Source organism: Flavobacterium magnum, assembly GCF_003055625.1.
Taxonomy (GTDB): domain Bacteria; phylum Bacteroidota; class Bacteroidia; order Flavobacteriales; family Flavobacteriaceae; genus Flavobacterium; species Flavobacterium magnum.
On record NZ_CP028811.1, the window covers coordinates 2876470 to 2893280 of the forward strand.

Genomic DNA, 16811 nt, shown 5'->3' on the forward strand with positions numbered 1-16811 from the left:
TTTGTACGGGTAAAATGGGATGATTTAAAAACGCTGTTTATCCTTCGTGTAATGCGAGCAAAGGCACCTTGAGGTGAAATGCGAGTTTCTTGGTCAGGCTCGTATGGAACAGGCCTTCCCAAAATCCGTGTTTGTGGTTCAGTAACGCAAACAACTGGATTTTATGCACTTCGGTAAAGTCGATGATCGATTCTTCCACCGAAGCGCTCTCAATGGTATGGAAGTTGATGTTGCTTTGGGCGAACGCCTGCTTCCAGTCCGCTATTTGTGCAGCGTCCGATGGCTCTCCTGGCAACTGCACGTGCAGGCATTCAATCACGGCGCCGAGGGTTTGTGCAATCGGGATGAGTTTGGCCAGGGCCGTTTTATCGTCGGGGTTGTATGCAGTGGCAAAGCCGATTTTCCTGATGGGTTCGTATTTTGATTCTTCGGGGACACCGATCACAAAGGCATTGGTACCCGTCATGACATCGGCGGTGGTGGTGCCAAAGAAAAAGGCATTGAAACCGGAGGCACCCTGGGTGCCCATGATCACATAACCGATAGGCTCATCCCTGACTATTGATGCAATATTGTCTACGAGGTCCCCTTCGCGCAGAACATTGCTGATCGGTATGTGCTCCATGCCATTTGCCGAGGCGAGCTGCCGCAGGACGGGAATCTGGCTTTTGTAATTCTCGAAGCTGGACAGCTCAAGGCTTTCATACACCTCAGCCTGGTACAACGGCACCTCTATGTAGTTGCTGTCGAGGATCGGAAACTCATACACATGCAGTGTTATGATTTCCATCCTGAAGGTGTCGGCGAGGTGCAACGCGTAAATAAAGGCGTTGTTGGCGCTCTCTGAAAAATCGGTAGGGAAAAGGATCTTTTTCATGGCTCGGGCTTTTTTGGTTTCCTTAAAGTTACAAAAGCTACGGGAAATGCGTGGCGGGCATTGGGGAATTTTTAACAAGTGTGCCGCGTCATCCAACGCCTGTCAGCGCGCCTGAGATCATTCGCGACCCGCAATGGTTTATGGCTGACGCAGGTCACCGAGACAAACACATTCGGCAATCCAGCCGCTTTTGCTTACTTTTGCAAAAAAAATCCGAATGACCTACGATGATAATATAGTGGCTTTGGCAACACCTTCCGGGGCGGGTGCCATTGCCGTGGTGCGTATTTCAGGACCTGATGCGATTGTAATTGCCGATAAGGTGATCCGGCCGGTCAGGCGCAAGGATTTGCTGAAGCAGAAAACCCATACGCTGCACCTTGGCCATATCGTGGACGGCGAGAAAGTCATTGACGAAGTGTTGGTGTCCCTTTTTAAAGGCCCGAACTCCTATACGGGTGAAAATACCGTGGAGATTTCCTGCCACGGGTCGACGTACATCCAGCAACAGGTCATCCAACTGTTGCTTCGTACCGGGTGTAGGATGGCGCAAGCCGGTGAGTTTACGCTGCGCGCTTTCCTGAACGGCAAACTTGATTTATCACAGGCTGAAGCGGTGGCCGACCTGATTGCGTCTGACAACGAGGCATCGCACCAGATTGCGATGCAGCAGATGCGTGGCGGATTTTCCAACGAGATTGCGCAGCTGCGTATTGAATTGCTGAATTTTGCGTCACTGATTGAACTCGAACTGGACTTCGCCGAAGAGGATGTGGCTTTCGCGGACAGGGCGCAGTTCCGCGAACTGCTCGACCGGATCGAGCGCGTGCTTAAACGACTGATCGACTCGTTCGCAACGGGGAATGTCATCAAGAACGGGATTCCCGTAGCCATTGTGGGTGAGCCGAATGTGGGCAAATCGACCTTGCTCAATGCGCTGCTCAACGAAGAGCGCGCCATCGTCTCAGACATTGCCGGAACGACGAGGGACACGATTGAGGATGAGCTGGTCATTGGTGGGATAGGCTTCCGGTTTATTGATACGGCGGGCATCCGTGACACTCAGGATGTCGTGGAAAGCATCGGGATACGGAAGACGTTTGAGAAGATGGAACAGGCGCAGGTGGTGGTTTATCTAATTGACAGTTTACAGTTTACAGTTCACAATTCTACTGTAGCGTTAAAGAATGAAATCGAGAAGATCAGGAACCAGTTTCCGTTGAAACCTCTTGTGATTGTGGGCAATAAATCGGATAAGTTATCGGAGCAGGAAATCAACCACCTGGAGTCGGAGATTCCCGGGATCTTACTGCTATCAGCCAGAGCGAATATAGGTGTTGAGGAACTAAAGCAAACGTTACTTTCGTTTGTGAATACCGGTGCTTTGCGCAACAATGAAACGATTGTGACCAATACACGCCATTATGATTCCCTGCTAAAAGCATTGGAAGAAATCCAGAAGGTGAATTACGGCCTGCAGATGAACCTGCCTTCAGACCTTATGGCGATTGACATACGCGAGGCATTGTACCACTTTGGAGAAATTACCGGGCAGGTCACCAATGATGAGCTGTTGGGGAACATCTTTGCGAATTTCTGTATCGGAAAATAAATGCCACACCCGATCGGCTGGAATACAACGCGTGGCGGGTTGCCTACTCAAGAAAGGCTATTGGTTTACGATGACAATTTTCCTGGTGTATGTAACGTCCTGGTAATTTATCTTTAAGACGTACATGCCGTTGTTTAAATCGGTTTTGATCTCATTGCCATTTACGGCACCACGCGACACTTCTTTTCCCAACAAATCAAAAACAGCAAATGCGGCAGGTCCTGTAAAATTGTACGACACTCTCATGCTGCCATTGGACGGATTGGGATACACGGTGAGCGCATCCGCGTCAGGCGCCTGATCGGTATCGAGCGTCGAAGGATCAAACATCATCAATTCGTTTCCATCGTTTAAAGTACCCGCAAAAAAGATCTTGTTGTTGCTCACGGTAATGTAGGAAACCGATTGGGGATTGACGAACGGAGTAAACAAACCTGCCACCAAAACCGTTCCTGCCGCGGTGCCATTGGTGCGCCAGAATTCCTTTTTACCATCTCCGTCACTGTCGACGGCAAAGTAAACGAAGCCATTGTATTCGACAAAGCACTTCTCGCTCGCAAATGAAAGCAAAGAGGCCGAACTGGCATTACAATCCAGTAATTTGGTCGTTACGGTGCCATTTGTAGCGTACAAATCCCATGTTGTCCCTTCATTGGCGTAAAAATACACCAAACCGTTCGCGCTGGTTACATACGAATACGTATTTGAAGCCACTACGCCCGGCGGTAACGGGATGGCCACCGTGCCGGCTGCCGTTCCGTCAGACTTCCATAACCTCGAATCGTTCGTATTGGTCGCAAAATAGATGTTGTTTCCTAAGGTCACAATCTGGTACGGAATGCCCGAGCTTTGGGACCCGGGTTTAATGTCCTTGACCAAAACGGTGCCCGCTGCAGTACCATCGGTCTTGAACAACTCCCAGCCCGTGCTGCCGTTATTGCCAATAAAGAAAATGGTGCCCAGTGCATTTACGGCATATTTGTCGACGCCATTAATGATGTCACCGTTAAGTTCCTTCACGAAGGTATTGTTGCCCACATCCCCGTTGGTTTTGTAAATTTCGTTGCCAAGCGGAAAGACAATTCCCATGTAATATAGATTCTGCCCCATGATGACTTCGCTCCCCAGTTTATTCATCCACGATATGGTATTGCCGTTGCCCTGAAAATCGGTGATGTTCACCGTACCGTCGCTGGTGCCATCGGTCTTCCATAATTCCATACCGCCCGTGCCGTCATTCGCCTGAAAAAGCATGGTGGTCGGATTCAATATCGTTAAAAGGTTTGGATTGCTGCTGCCTAAGCCGGGATGCAGGTCTTTTACCCTGACCGTTCCGTCGGTCGTTCCGTCTGTTTTCCACAATTCCACATTTACCGTGCCGTTATTGAACGAGGTCGTTCCACCGGTGAAATATAAGGCACCGTTGAACGGGGTGAAATTATAACCGTTACCAAAATACGCCTGTGTGGAATAATCGACATCTTTTACGATGACGGTACCATTTTCCGTGCCATCCGATTTCCAGAGCCCGATTTGGCTGCTGACCTGACCGTTTGCGGCCCTGAAGAACAGGGTGCCATTGTAATCGAACAATTCCCTCGGATTGCCGCTTTCCGTACCAAAACCGGTGGAAATGTCCTTAACCTGGACAATCTGGGCCTGTGGGGTGGCGAAGCCTGCCAAAATGAGTGCTAACGTAACAATGTGTTTCATGACTTTTTAAATGTGCCCAAAGATAGCGTTTAAAATGTAATCTGCTAAGGCGAAATGCAATAGGAGGTCATGAAGATAAAAAAGCGAAAAAGCGATTTAAAAGGTGATGGTTTGTTGCTGAAGATGGCTCTAACGGATGTGCAGTGGATGTAGCCTTCACAAGTAACAGGAGTAACACCAGCAATTATTAATATACGCTACAAATACGCTATAAACACGCTATATATACGCTATATATACGCTTTAAATACCTTACACAAACGCTTTGATAATACATTAAAAACGTTATATTTACAGTTGATAGCGTGACTGAACCCGTCTGGTGGTCGTGCGATTCAGGAGCGTTTGACTAACACTATTCATTATGGCGAAGCAACAGGGCATCATTAAACTGGCAGGGACACTGGGCGGGTTGAATTTTTATTACCGAAACGGCAAGCCCATGGTGCGTGCTGCCGGTGGCGGCTTTGACGGAAAAAAGATTAAGGACAGTCCGAAGATGGTGCGGGTAAGGGAGAATGCATCCGAGTTTGGATCGTGTTCCAAAGTAAAGAAAGCGCTGCGGATTGCGCTGCATCCTTTCCTTGGAAAGCACAAGGATGCCACGCTGCACGGCAGGATGATGAAGCTGTTGCAGGACATCAAGACCCATGACAGCGTTTCTGCACGTGGGCAGCGGAAAGTGGGTATTGGGATGCAGACGGAAGCGGGTAAGCAGTTGCTGCGTGGATTTGTGTTTTCACCCAAGTACAGCCTCGAGCAGCTTCTTGGTGCTACGGAGCGTTTGGATGCGGATACGTTTGCGTATGCCGTTGATGATTTTTCCGTGGACAGGGTGCGGTTCCCGGTTGGCGCCACGCATCTGGAAATCCTTTATGGCGCACTGCGTTTTGATTTTGATACGTTGACGCATGCCGTTACGCTGTGCCCTCCCCTGCTCATCGCGCGCCATGCCGGGGAGACTTCCCTAGATTTATCTGTTGCTGCTTTGCCAGATGGCGGGGGGATGCTGATGGGGGTTGGGTGCGTACGGTTTCTGCAGGAGGTGAACGGGGTGATGGTTGGGATTGGCGATTTTGGGTGTGGGGTTGTGAGGATAGAAAGTTGAATGCTATTGTTGCACACACTTTAATGATGTCACATTGTAAACTTCAGAGTCAATGAAATTGTTATTTTTTTGATAAACGTTGTGGAGATGGGATGCAAATTCTTGCTATCGGTTTGTAAATTCGCGCTATTTTTAACTTGAAAAACATCAGGTGTTGTCGCGACAATACGTATTGTTTGGACGGTTTCAAATCCGAACGACTAGTTTAAATCATCAATGTCGCCTTAAACTTATAACCTGTAGATTGCTTAAAAGACAAAACTACGGAAACACTACAACATAAAAATTTCCAGTGCTTCTAACTTTATCTATCATTATCACTGAGCGCGTTGAATTTAACTATCGCAACTTTATTAAATTTGGGGTAATCCTAGCTCTCTAAGAAATTCATTATGCTTATCAGTAGCCTCTTTAATCTTTTTATTAATGTCAATCATTTTTAAATTTACTTCTCGTAAATCAATCTTCTCTTCGTCTAAAGAAGTATTTACGTAACGAGAAATATTCAAATTATAGCCTTGCTTTTCAATTTCATCCATTGATACTCTTTTAGAATATCGCAACTCTTCGTTTCTATATTTGTAGGTATTAATAATTCTTTCAAAATGAGCTTCGCTTAATGTATTTTGCCTTTTTCCTTTTTCATAGGTTTCACTGGCATTGATAAACAAAACATCTTCTTGTTTTTTACATTTTTTAAGCACTAAAATACAAACCGGAATACCAGTAGAATAAAACAAATTAGAAGGTAATCCAATGACTGTATCAATGTTATTGTCTTTCAATAATTTGGTTCTAATCCTTTCTTCTGCACCGCCACGGAATAAAACACCGTGGGGTAAAATAATTGCCATAGTTCCATTTTGACCCAGAAAGTGAAAACCGTGTAATAAAAAGGCAAAATCAGCCGCTGATTTAGGCGCTAAACCATAGCTTTTAAAACGAAAATCTTCTCGCATAGCTTCGTTAGGTTCCCAACGTAAACTAAAAGGCGGATTGGCTACAATGGCATCGAACTCAATTTTTTTTGCAGGATTCATTTCGTTTAGTTCATCCCATTGGTTAAGTAGGGTATCACCATGAAATATTTCAAACTCAGTGTCTTTCATCCCATGCAAAAGCATGTTCATACGTGCCAGGTTATAGGTCGTAATATTTTTTTCCTGACCATATATTTTACCAACACTACCGCCATTTTCTTTGATTCGTTTTCTAACATTCAGCAAAAGTGAACCCGAACCACTGGCAAAATCTAATACTTTTTCCAGTTTATTTTTAGGTCCTGTTGTTGGATCTTGACTGTCTAAAGTTACAATTTCTGATAGGATAGACGATATTTGTTGCGGGGTATAAAATTCTCCTGCTTTTTTACCAGAACCCGCTGCAAATTGACCAATTAAATACTCATAAGCATCGCCTAAAGTATCAGAATCTATAGAAAAATCTTTGATGCCTTCTGATATTTTTTGAATGATAACACAAAGCTTATCATTTCTTTCGGGATGTGTCTTTCCTAATTTTTCAGAATTTAAATTGATTTCCGAAAACAAACCTTGAAAAGTACTTTCAAACGATTCGTTTTCAATGTATTTGAAACCGTCTTGAAGCGTTTCTAATAACTCATTGTTTTGTGTACGAGCCATTTCGGCGATACTATTCCAGAGATGTTGTGGCTTGATAACATAATGCACTTTTCTACGCATTTGTTTTTCAAAAAACTCTATATCAGCCGAATTTTCTTTATACCAAATTTCTAAAGGTGTATTGACCTTTAATTTGGACATAACATCTTTTGGTGTATCATCAGGATAATCCCTTCCTAATTCTTTTTTAGCAGATTCTTCGTAGTTGGAAGATAAATATCTTAGAAAAAGAAACGATAGCATATAATCCCGAAAATCATCGGCATTCATAGCCCCACGTAATTTATCTGCTATAGCCCAAAGGGTTTTACCCAATTGTTGTTGTTCTTTTTGTGTCATTTTTAATCTTTTGGAATTATAAATCCATATTTATCCATTATTCTAATCAAAACATCGTTAAATATTTCTAAGTTATCTGGAACTGGTTTATCGATTTGTTGATAGTACACATTTAAATGGGAAAGAGCATTTACAATAAAAGCAATTCGTTCTTTATCTTGAATTCCTATTTGTTCCAAAACATAGCTAAATTGCCCAACACCTAGAAAAGAAGCAATATTTTCTAACACTTGCCTTAACAATGCAAAATGATAAGTATAAACTTCAGTTTTGGATGCTTGATCTAAAATTTGCAATAACCTTAAATGATAAAGAAAAACACCATCTTTTGTTGTTATTAATGATAGATCATCTGTATTACTTTCAAGAATAAATTCTTTGTATTTTTTTGAATTATCTTTATTTCGATACTTACCAGCGCTAGAACCTTTGCCTAACATATCAGATAGAATTGTCAGGAAACCAAAATGATGTGAAGTAATAATAATTTTCCTTTTTTCAAATTCTCTTTCAATTAAATCAAAAACGGTATAAGCTGTAACATAGATATTATGGTCATCCATACTAGAAACAGGATCATCAATAAAAAAATGTGCACTTTGACTATCAGCCCAACCTTCAACTTCAAATAAAGCTAAAAAGAAACACCAAACGAAAATTCGTTCTTCACCTCTTGATATTTTTATTGGAGTGTCTGTATCATCGTTTTTATAAAATGTTATTGAGTCGTAACCTTTTTCAGGATCATTGTTTGGATTAAAAAAGAAATTATACTTGCGCTTGTAAGGCAATAATTTTTTTTCAATATCTTCTTCCGTCATTAATCTTTGTAGTGTGTTAAGGCTACTGTATTTAATGTCTAGTTTGATATTTTGCTCTCCATTTTTAGTATCATTATCCCAAACAAACAAATCTTCACTATATGCGTTGTAATAGACCCCAGCATGGCTTCCGTCTTCAGGATTTTTAGTTATATTTTTATATTCTACAGACAAGCGTGTTTTTCCAGTTGCATTGAAGGCGTAAACCAGAATAACACTCTCTTTTATGTCTTTTAATTCCTGAGCTATTTCTATTACACTACTCATATTCTAATTTTTTACTTTTGGAAACAACCCTTGCATTAATCCTTTTTTGTGCAATTTTAACTGTTCTATTTTATCAACTTGCTCTTTAATCAAATTATCTAAAGAATATAGTGTATCGGCTATTTTTTGTTGTTCTTCAATTGAAGGAATGTATAATTCAAATTCTCTAAGCCAGGTTGAATTTAAATTATCTTTTGCTCCGCCTCCTACTTTTTGATTTACTTGCTTCCAAAATAAATCAGATTCCATCCAATATTTCATGTAATAGTTATTTGCTTTTTTGTTAACACGAAAAAAACCTAAACTTACAAAAATTCCAAATTCTATGTTCTTTTCCAATATAATTGGATTGCCTAAATTTGATCCAACTCTTGTGAAAAGAATATCACCTACCTTTGGTTTAGTACTCTCAGGCATACTTTCAAATTTTTCTTTACTTATATATTGAATATCTTTAAAGTCAATATAACCACCTGAAATGTTTTTAGATGAAAGAAATGGAATACCAGTATTTATGTAATCAGGTTTATGAGTTAACCCAATTTTTATTTCACCAAGTTCTGCAAAACAGATTTTTATTAATGAAGTAAAAAACTCACTAAACCTTAACTTTGGCATTTTTTCTTCCTCTTGTGGAAAAAGGCTTTGCATCAATCCTTTTTTGTAGGTTTTTAAAGTTTCTAATTTATCAATTTGAGTCGCTATCACTTCATCTAATGAAGAAAGGCAATCTGCAATTTTTTGTTGCTCTTCAATTCTTAGCGGGATATGTAAAATTAAATTTTCAATATTAGATTTATTAATTCCAGCTTGTGCTCCTCCACCAGCAAAAGATAATATTTGTGTAGTTTCTTTTTGTAATTGATAAAATAGAAACTTTGAATTTAGATTTGTTAAACCTATAAACCCCGCAACAGATTGATTACCGCAACTATTTATATCAAGAAAACCAACTTTTCCTAGAGTTGCACCAGTCATTGCTAAAACGGTTGTTCCTTTGGGCAACAAATATGTTGAACTTTTTTTCATACCTAGTTCTGTGATATATTTTGTTGGCGATTTAATAATATTATTTTTTAATTCACCAGAACCAATCCATCCAATATCACCGTTCCAATATTCATCAATAATTGTGCTTGGAGTTCCGCCTATAACTATATTGCTTATTTCTCCTAACTTTCTTTTATCCCATATACCTTCACTTTTATACTCAGGAAAGCGAATTTCAGGAATTAGTTTATTTGTTTCATTATTCATAAGCCGTAAGTCCAGATATTTCTCGCCCTTGGGCTTGTTTTTTTAATAATGGTATGAGGTCGGTCATCAACGCTTGTTCTTTTACACTGCGCTCTTTCCAGTTGAGTTCTAAGGGTTCTAACAAATCGGTCAATTTTTCACCATCAAAAATCAATCGGCTCATGATGTTTAAAACAAATGCTTTTAATTCATTTTTTTGCACTCCGTGATCAATAGCTATTTTTGTTAATACTTTATCGCTCTTTTCATCTTTAAAAGCTTGATAACCTTTGCGTAATTTGTCTACATCTTGACCAGTGTTCCAATCTAAACTATTGATGTAGTCAGTTAAGTCTTCTTGCTCTTCCATCATATTAGCGGTAGCACTCAACAAACTAATGATTTCGTGTTTCGTCATTTTTTGTTTAGACGGTTTCATTTGCAAGTTGTCTGCAACTAAATTCATGATGTAATCATAATCAATTACAGCAGAAGCAAACAACACAAACTCAAAATCCAATTGTTGTACATCTTCAGGAGCATCATTGCCTTCTTTGTCTTGTATGGCTTTGAACTGTTTAGCTGTTTCTAAATACGAACTTCTAAACGATTGCAAACGGTCGGTTGGCAAAATGTTTTCAATAACTTCTTTTTGTTTTTCATCTAAATCGGTATATTGGTCTAATTGCGTTTTCAGTCGTTGTACTTCTTTAAAGTTTTTTACAAAAGCAATTTTGGCACTATCGCCTTTCAGGCTATACACTTCGTCAGGCTCGTAAGTCAAGTTGTTTTCTTGCAAGAATGTACCCAACGCTTCCACAGCTTTTTTATATTCTTCAATGACAACTGGAGCAGGATCCACCATCCAGATTTTAAACGCCTTGTCTTTGCTCTCGCCCGAGAACAACGCAATTGCCTGATTAACTTGTTCTTGTTGCGAACGGAAATCTAGAATATTGCCGTATGGCTTGGTGTCGTTCAATACACGATTGGTACGGGAAAATGCTTGAATTAATCCGTGGTACTTTAAGTTTTTATCTACATACAGCGTATTCAAAAACTTCGAATCAAAGCCAGTAAGCAACATATCTACTACAATGGTAATGTCTATTTTATTGTTGTGCGCATAATCTCGATTGCTGTATTTTTGGTCTTTTATTCGTGCTTGTAAATTTTGATAATATCCGTCAAATTCATTGATAGTATGATTGGTTTTAAATTGTTTGTTATAATCGTCAATAATTTCAATCAGCGCTAATTTCTTTTCTTCCGGATTTATCTTATTGTCTTCTTTTTCTTGAAGTAAATCTTCTTGCAATTGCTTAATGTCTTCTGCATTTTTTTGGTCACCTTCTTTTGCCAACAATTGGGCAGGTGGAGAGAATACACAAGCAATGTTAAGCGGCACATAAGCTACATCCGTTTCTTGCTTTTTTTGTTGCGCAAGTTTGAACAATCGATAATATTCAATAGCATTATTGATAGAAGAAGTTGCTAAAACGGCATTAAATTTTCTGTGGTTGGTGGCTGCATCGTGTTTTTCTATAATAGCATCGACAACTGCTTGTTGTGCAATAGCTTCTCCTGGTTTTGGGTTTACATCGCCTTTGCCTTTGAAGTAATCAATATGAAAACGCAATACATTCTTGTCTTCAATAGCGTGTGTTATGGTGTACGCATGCAATTGTTTTTCAAAAATAGATTCGGTAGTTTTATAGGTTGCTTCTTCGTTTTCTCTAACAATGTAATTGGAGTTTTCAGAAAAAATTGGCGTTCCTGTAAAGCCAAATAATTGTGCTTTTGGAAAGAATTCCTTAATGGCTTTATGATTATCACCAAATTGAGAACGATGGCATTCGTCAAAAATAAACACAATGCGAGTGTTACTTAAATATTTTAATCGCTCTTTATAGTTTTTAGTATCATCAAGCGCTAAACCTAATTTCTGAATGGTAGTAACAATTACTTTATCCGAATAATCAGAAGACAGTAAACGTCTAACCAAACTTTCGGTATCGGTATTTTCCTCAACGCTTCCTTCTTGAAATTTATTGAACTCTTCTCGTGTTTGTCGGTCAAGGTCTTTTCTATCTACAACAAACAAGCATTTTTCAATTTCATGATTTTCTTTTAAAAGGGTAGAAGCTTTAAAAGAAGTTAAGGTTTTACCGCTTCCGGTAGTATGCCAAATGTAACCGTTACCACGATTTTGATTGATACAATCCATGATCGCCTTTACTGCATATATTTGGTAAGGGCGCATCACTAAAAGCTTTTGTTCACTTTCAACAAGCACCATGTATTTGCTAATCATTTCGCCCAAAGTACATTTAGACAAAAACTTTTCGGAGAATAAATCTAAATTGGTGATTTTTTTATTGCTTTCATCAGCTAATTGATAAACAGGTAAAAACTGTTCATCCGCATTAAACTGAAAATGTTGGTTTCTGTTATTAGCGAAGTAGTAAGTATTATATTGATTACTAACAATAAACAATTGCATAAAACACATGAGTGAATTGGTATAACCATTTCCTACATCGTTTTTATAATCAACAATTTGTTGTATTGCTTGTCGTGGAGAAATACTGATACCTTTTAGTTCAATTTGTACGACAGGAAGACCATTAATCAAAATAACTACATCATAACGATGGTTGCTATTTTCTGTATTTATGCGTAATTGATTGATAACTTCAAAGTCATTTTTACACCAATCTTTTATATTTACAAGTGTATAATGCAAAGGTGTTCCATCTTCACGCTGAAAGTAATTTTTCTCCCGTAAGACTTTTGAAGCTGCAAAAACATCAGGAGTTATTATTTCATCACGCAATCTTGCAAATTCAGAATTACTTAAACGGACACGGTTCAGCGCTTCAAATTTTTCCCGAAAGTTTCTTTCAAGCGAAAACCTATCGCGAATATCGGTGCGATAAGTATATTTTAAATCTATTAGCTTGCCAATTAGACTTTGCTCAATTTTCTTTTCTCTTGTCATCAAAATTTTTACTATCAAGTTTCAAAGATAATTTTTTAAATGCAATTTCAGTAAGTTTCATTGGCGGTTTACCACCTCTGATAAAAGCACAAAAAACCAGTTGAACTGTTTGAAACAATCCAACTGGTTTTACATTCTAAATTTCAATTACATCACCGCCACCCCAACCCCGGCGCCACATGTTTCAAAATACTTTCGAGAACATGCACGTTGTACTCCACGCCTAAGGTATTCGGGATCGTCAATAATATCGTATCCGCTTCCTGAATCGCTTCGTCGTGGGCGAGTTCCGCGATGAGCTTGTCGGGTTCGGCCGCATAGCTTTTGCCGAAGATCGCGCGTTTGTCGCTTTCGATATAACCGAAGCTGTCGGTTCCGTTGCCCTGCTGCCCGAAGTACATGCGGTCCTGGTCGTTCATCAGCGCGAAGATGGAGCGGCTTACGGAGACACGCGGTTCGCGCTTATGCCCTGCTGCTTTCCATGCTTCTTTATACAGCCTGATCTGTTCTGCCTGCTGGACGTGGAAAGGCTTGCCGTTTTCGTCAAACTTCAGGGTTGAGCTTTGCAGGTGCATGCCCTGCTGTGCCGCCCAGACCGCGGTGGCATTTGAAGCCGCGCCCCACCAGATGCGGTCGCGCAGCCCTTCCGAATAGGGCTCGAGTCGCAACAGCCCGGGCGGATTGGGGAACATCGGGTTCGGGTTCGGCTGTGCAAACCCATCGCCTTTCAGCCGTTCTAAAAATTCGAGTGCTTTCTTTCGGCCCATGTCGGCATCGGTCTCGCCCTGTTGGGGTTCGTACCCAAAATGACGCCAGCCGTCAATCACCTGCTCCGGTGATCCGCGGCTGATACCGAGTTGGAGGCGTCCGCCCGAAATCAGGTCGGCAGCCCCGGCATCCTCGACCATATACAGCGGATTTTCGTACCGCATGTCGATGACGCCCGTTCCGATCTCTATGGCGTTTGTTTTCGCACCGATGGCGGCCAGCAGCGGGAAAGGCGATGCCAGCTGCCGTGCAAAATGGTGGACGCGGTAGTACGCGCCGTCTATACCGATTTCTTCAGCGGCAACGGCCAGGTCAATCGACTGGAGTAAGGTGTCGCTGGCTGTACGGGCTTTGTAGGCCGGGTGATTGGCCCAATGGCCGAAGGATAAAAAACCTATTTTTTTCATGTTGTTTTATTTATTGGTTTATCCGTAACTGTACCTCTCAATTAAATCGTTCTTATTTTGTCTTGACCAGAGACGCAGCCGACTGAGCGGCGCTAAACAAACGAAGCAAAAATTACTCATGCGATAATATTGTTCAGTGGGCGCTATCGCAATTCTCACACCAAGATATTCCTTTCACTCATTATTTCAGACAGGATTTGGTATGACCTGATCCTGTCGTTATGATCGTGCATGTTGGTGACGACCATAAGTTCGTCCACGCCGGTTTGCTGGAGGAATTTATCCAGTTGTTTGGCGACCGCCTCTTTCCTGCCCACAAACGAATATTTGAGCATGTCTCGAACGGCGGGGTTGTGCTGGATCATCATCAGCTCGTCGGTCATTTCCATGGGTGGCTGCAGGGGTTGGCGCCGGCCTGTCAGGATCCCGACGAACATGCGCAGTACGGAAGTGAAATTCCGTTCCGCCTCGTCGTCAGTTTCTGCGGCGATGACATTCACGCCGGCCATGGTGTAAGGCTTGTCCAAATAAGCGGACGGCTCGAATTCCTCCCTGTAAATACGAAGGGCTTCGGTGAGCATGCCCGTCGCAAAATGGCTTGCAAACGCATACGGCAATCCCATTTTGGCGGCCAGGTGTGCGCTGTCGAGGCTTGAACCCAGTATGTAGAGCGGCATGGGAACGCCCTCGGCAATCGGGGCGCGTACTTCGGACCATTCATTTTCCACGGAAAAGTATTGCTGTATTTTCGCAATCTCTGCCGGAAAGTTATTTACCGCCTGCATCCTGTCGCTGCGTATGGCTTGCGCCGTGAGCTGGTCGGTGCCCGGTGCCCTGCCCAGACCCAAGTCGATGCGGTTGGGGTACAGCCGACCCAGCGTTCCAAACTGTTCTGCCACAATCAGTGGCGCATGGTTGGGAAGCATGATCCCGCCGGATCCCACACGCAGGGTTTGGGTATTGCCGGCCATGAGTCCGATGAGTATGGGCGTGGCCACACTCGCCACGTGGGGCATGTTGTGGTGTTCGGCGAGCCACAGTCGGGTGTAACCCAGGGTTTCGGCCTTTTGGGCCAGGTCGACGCTGTTTTTCAGCGTTTGTTCTATCGAGACGCCCTCGGCTACGATGGCGAGCTCCAGTATGGAGTAGGCGATTTTCTTAGTTGTTTCCATAATGTATCTTCGGGATGTGTTGCTGTTATTATAAAAATTGTGCCAAAGTGGGATTATTACGCCAGTTTTTAAAAATAGCCCTTTTGTCATGGATGTTGTGGCAAGTGTCCCGCGCATCGAAGCTTTATAAATTTTAGGGAGGACTACAATTTTAGGGAATTGTGAGGCGGTCGGCAACGACGGCTTACAGAAATTGATTGCCAGTTAAACCTAGTGTAGAGGCATGTCAGCAGGCATAAAGAAAAGCGGATCAGTCTCCGATGACGATGGTTTTAGTAAATGACATCCCTGTCGGGCCTTTAAATTGCAAAAGATACAATCCGTTTGCCAAATTGCCACGCTCAAGAACAAAATTGCTGCCGGACAACCCTTCGAAATGCCTGACGATCTGCCCTGTGGCATTGTAGAGGGTCATCGTGGCATCTTGCAATTCCACGCCTGTATTTACATTTGCCGTAATCATAAGCGGAACAGGCGCCACTGTCAGGTGTGCTGTCCTTTCCTGCCCTGCCAATCCCAAATCGGTATCATTATCATATCTGGCTACTACAAAGTGCCTTGGCGATCCTGAGAAACCGGACAGTACAATTTTATTGTCATCCTGTAATAAAACACTGTAAGCATAATCAAAAGTATTGTTGCCCACCGGTGTAATAATCTTTCCGTTTTCGCCAAAAGAGGTATCTATACTCCCGTCGCTTTCAAGACGTAGCAGTATGAAATCAAAAATTAAGATTGAATCATCTGCAAACCCACCCGCGATAATCTTACCATCTTCCTGTATAACTACACTTCGCGCGACATTTATCCCCTCTGTGTTGGCAAATTCGAGGACAATGCCGTTTGATCCGAAAGAGGTGTCCAGGCTTCCATCTACATTATAACGGATTATTGCCAGCGGATAGTTATTTTCCAATGAGACATTGCCTACGGCGACAATCTTGCCGTCCTGCTGAATCTTTAGCCCATATGCCACATCATCGCCACTGCTGATGGACGTGAGGACTTTGCCGTCATTATCAAAGGTTGTATCGAGGTTTCCATTAGTATTGTAACGGGCTAAAATAATGTTTTTCGGATTAGCCCCGTCCGCGGAAGTACCGGTCCCGCCTACAACAATCCTGTTGTCAGGCTGTATAACGATGGCGTTAAACGAATTCCTGTATGTTTCAATGAATGTGACCTGCTTGCCATTATTGCCGAAACTACCATCCAGGCTTCCATCAATATTGTATCGTGCCAGAGCACCCCCAACATAGTATCCCGACGTTGATGCATAACCCGCAGCAACAATCTTTCCATCAGCCTGTATGGCAACGCACATTGCCGCTTCGGAATAACTCCCGAATGTAGTGATTACCTTACCATTGATACCAAAAGTACTGTCAAGCGTTCCGTCGGTATTGTAACGCACAACTGCAAAATCGTTGTTGGTGCCATTGTTGGTTGAACCTACGGCTACGATCTTGCCGTCACCTTGTATGGCTATACCGTGTAAAAAATCATCCGATGCGGCGAACGCAGTGGTCACAATGCCGCCGGTACCAAACGAGGAATCCAGGCTCCCATCTGTATTGTACCGTGCTATGGCAAAATCATAATTCGCTCCATTGTCATAGTACCCGGCCACAATGATTTTACCGTCCTGCTGCAGTGTTGATGTAAAAGAGAGGGCATCAGAACCGATTGCCGTTGTAACAATCCCATTATTGCCAAAACTCAAATCCAATGCACCAGCCTGTGGAAATAAATTGACAACCCACAAAAAAGTGCATGCCATATAAATTCTGTTTAGCAAGAAAACGGCTTTCATTTTAGGGATTTGTTTTTACAAATATATGCAAATT

General features: G+C 42.1%; 11 protein-coding genes. 2 read left to right on the forward strand and 9 right to left on the reverse strand.

From position 1 onward, the window contains the following. Nucleotides 1-37: 37 nt before the first annotated feature. Complete coding sequence (locus tag HYN48_RS12225) at nt 38-877, reverse strand: universal stress protein (protein ID WP_108372105.1); 840 nt, start codon at nt 875-877, stop codon at nt 38-40. 217 nt (nt 878-1094) lie between these two features. Between HYN48_RS12225 and mnmE the strand changes: the two genes are divergently transcribed. Next, entirely contained in the window at nt 1095-2489 is a 1395-nt protein-coding gene (mnmE, locus tag HYN48_RS12230) for a tRNA uridine-5-carboxymethylaminomethyl(34) synthesis GTPase MnmE (protein ID WP_108372107.1), read from the forward strand. 57 nt (nt 2490-2546) lie between these two features. On the opposite strand, the gene HYN48_RS12235 is transcribed toward mnmE, so the two are convergent. Beyond that, a complete protein-coding gene (locus tag HYN48_RS12235) occupies nt 2547-4202 on the reverse strand; it encodes a T9SS type A sorting domain-containing protein (protein WP_108372109.1) in 1656 nt (551 codons plus the stop codon). A 364-nt stretch (nt 4203-4566) separates the two neighbouring features. Between HYN48_RS12235 and HYN48_RS12240 the strand changes: the two genes are divergently transcribed. Continuing rightward, a complete protein-coding gene (locus HYN48_RS12240) occupies nt 4567-5310 on the forward strand; it encodes a hypothetical protein (RefSeq protein WP_108372111.1) in 744 nt (247 codons plus the stop codon). Between the two features lie 353 nt (nt 5311-5663). On the opposite strand, the gene HYN48_RS12245 is transcribed toward HYN48_RS12240, so the two are convergent. The 7 genes from HYN48_RS12245 to HYN48_RS12275 form a co-directional block, all read right to left on the reverse strand. Beyond that, on the reverse strand, nt 5664-7292 hold the full coding sequence (locus HYN48_RS12245) for a type I restriction-modification system subunit M (protein ID WP_108372113.1): 1629 nt from the start codon (nt 7290-7292) through the stop codon (nt 5664-5666). 2 nt (nt 7293-7294) lie between these two features. Then, complete coding sequence (locus HYN48_RS12250; RefSeq protein WP_108372115.1) at nt 7295-8380, reverse strand: AAA family ATPase; 1086 nt, start codon at nt 8378-8380, stop codon at nt 7295-7297. 3 nt (nt 8381-8383) lie between these two features. Beyond that, the gene (locus HYN48_RS12255) at nt 8384-9637 is read right to left on the reverse strand and encodes a restriction endonuclease subunit S (RefSeq protein WP_108372117.1); all 1254 of its coding nucleotides are present in this window, start codon (nt 9635-9637) and stop codon (nt 8384-8386) included. Continuing rightward, nucleotides 9630-12617 (reverse strand): type I restriction endonuclease subunit R, encoded by a 2988-nt coding sequence (locus HYN48_RS12260; RefSeq protein ID WP_108372119.1) that lies wholly within the window; start codon nt 12615-12617, stop codon nt 9630-9632. Before HYN48_RS12260 ends, HYN48_RS12255 begins: the two co-directional genes overlap by 8 nt. 152 nt (nt 12618-12769) lie before the next feature. Further along, nucleotides 12770-13792, reverse strand: a complete 1023-nt coding sequence (locus tag HYN48_RS12265) for an LLM class flavin-dependent oxidoreductase (RefSeq protein ID WP_108372121.1) — start codon at nt 13790-13792, stop codon at nt 12770-12772. Nucleotides 13793-13947: 155 nt separating this feature from the next. Continuing rightward, nucleotides 13948-14964: an LLM class flavin-dependent oxidoreductase gene (locus HYN48_RS12270; RefSeq protein WP_108372123.1), complete on the reverse strand. Its 1017-nt coding sequence runs from the start codon at nt 14962-14964 to the stop codon at nt 13948-13950. A 250-nt stretch (nt 14965-15214) separates the two neighbouring features. Continuing rightward, nucleotides 15215-16744, reverse strand: coding sequence for a T9SS type A sorting domain-containing protein (locus HYN48_RS12275; RefSeq protein WP_181248474.1), 1530 nt, complete (start codon nt 16742-16744; stop codon nt 15215-15217). Nucleotides 16745-16811: the final 67 nt, after the last annotated feature.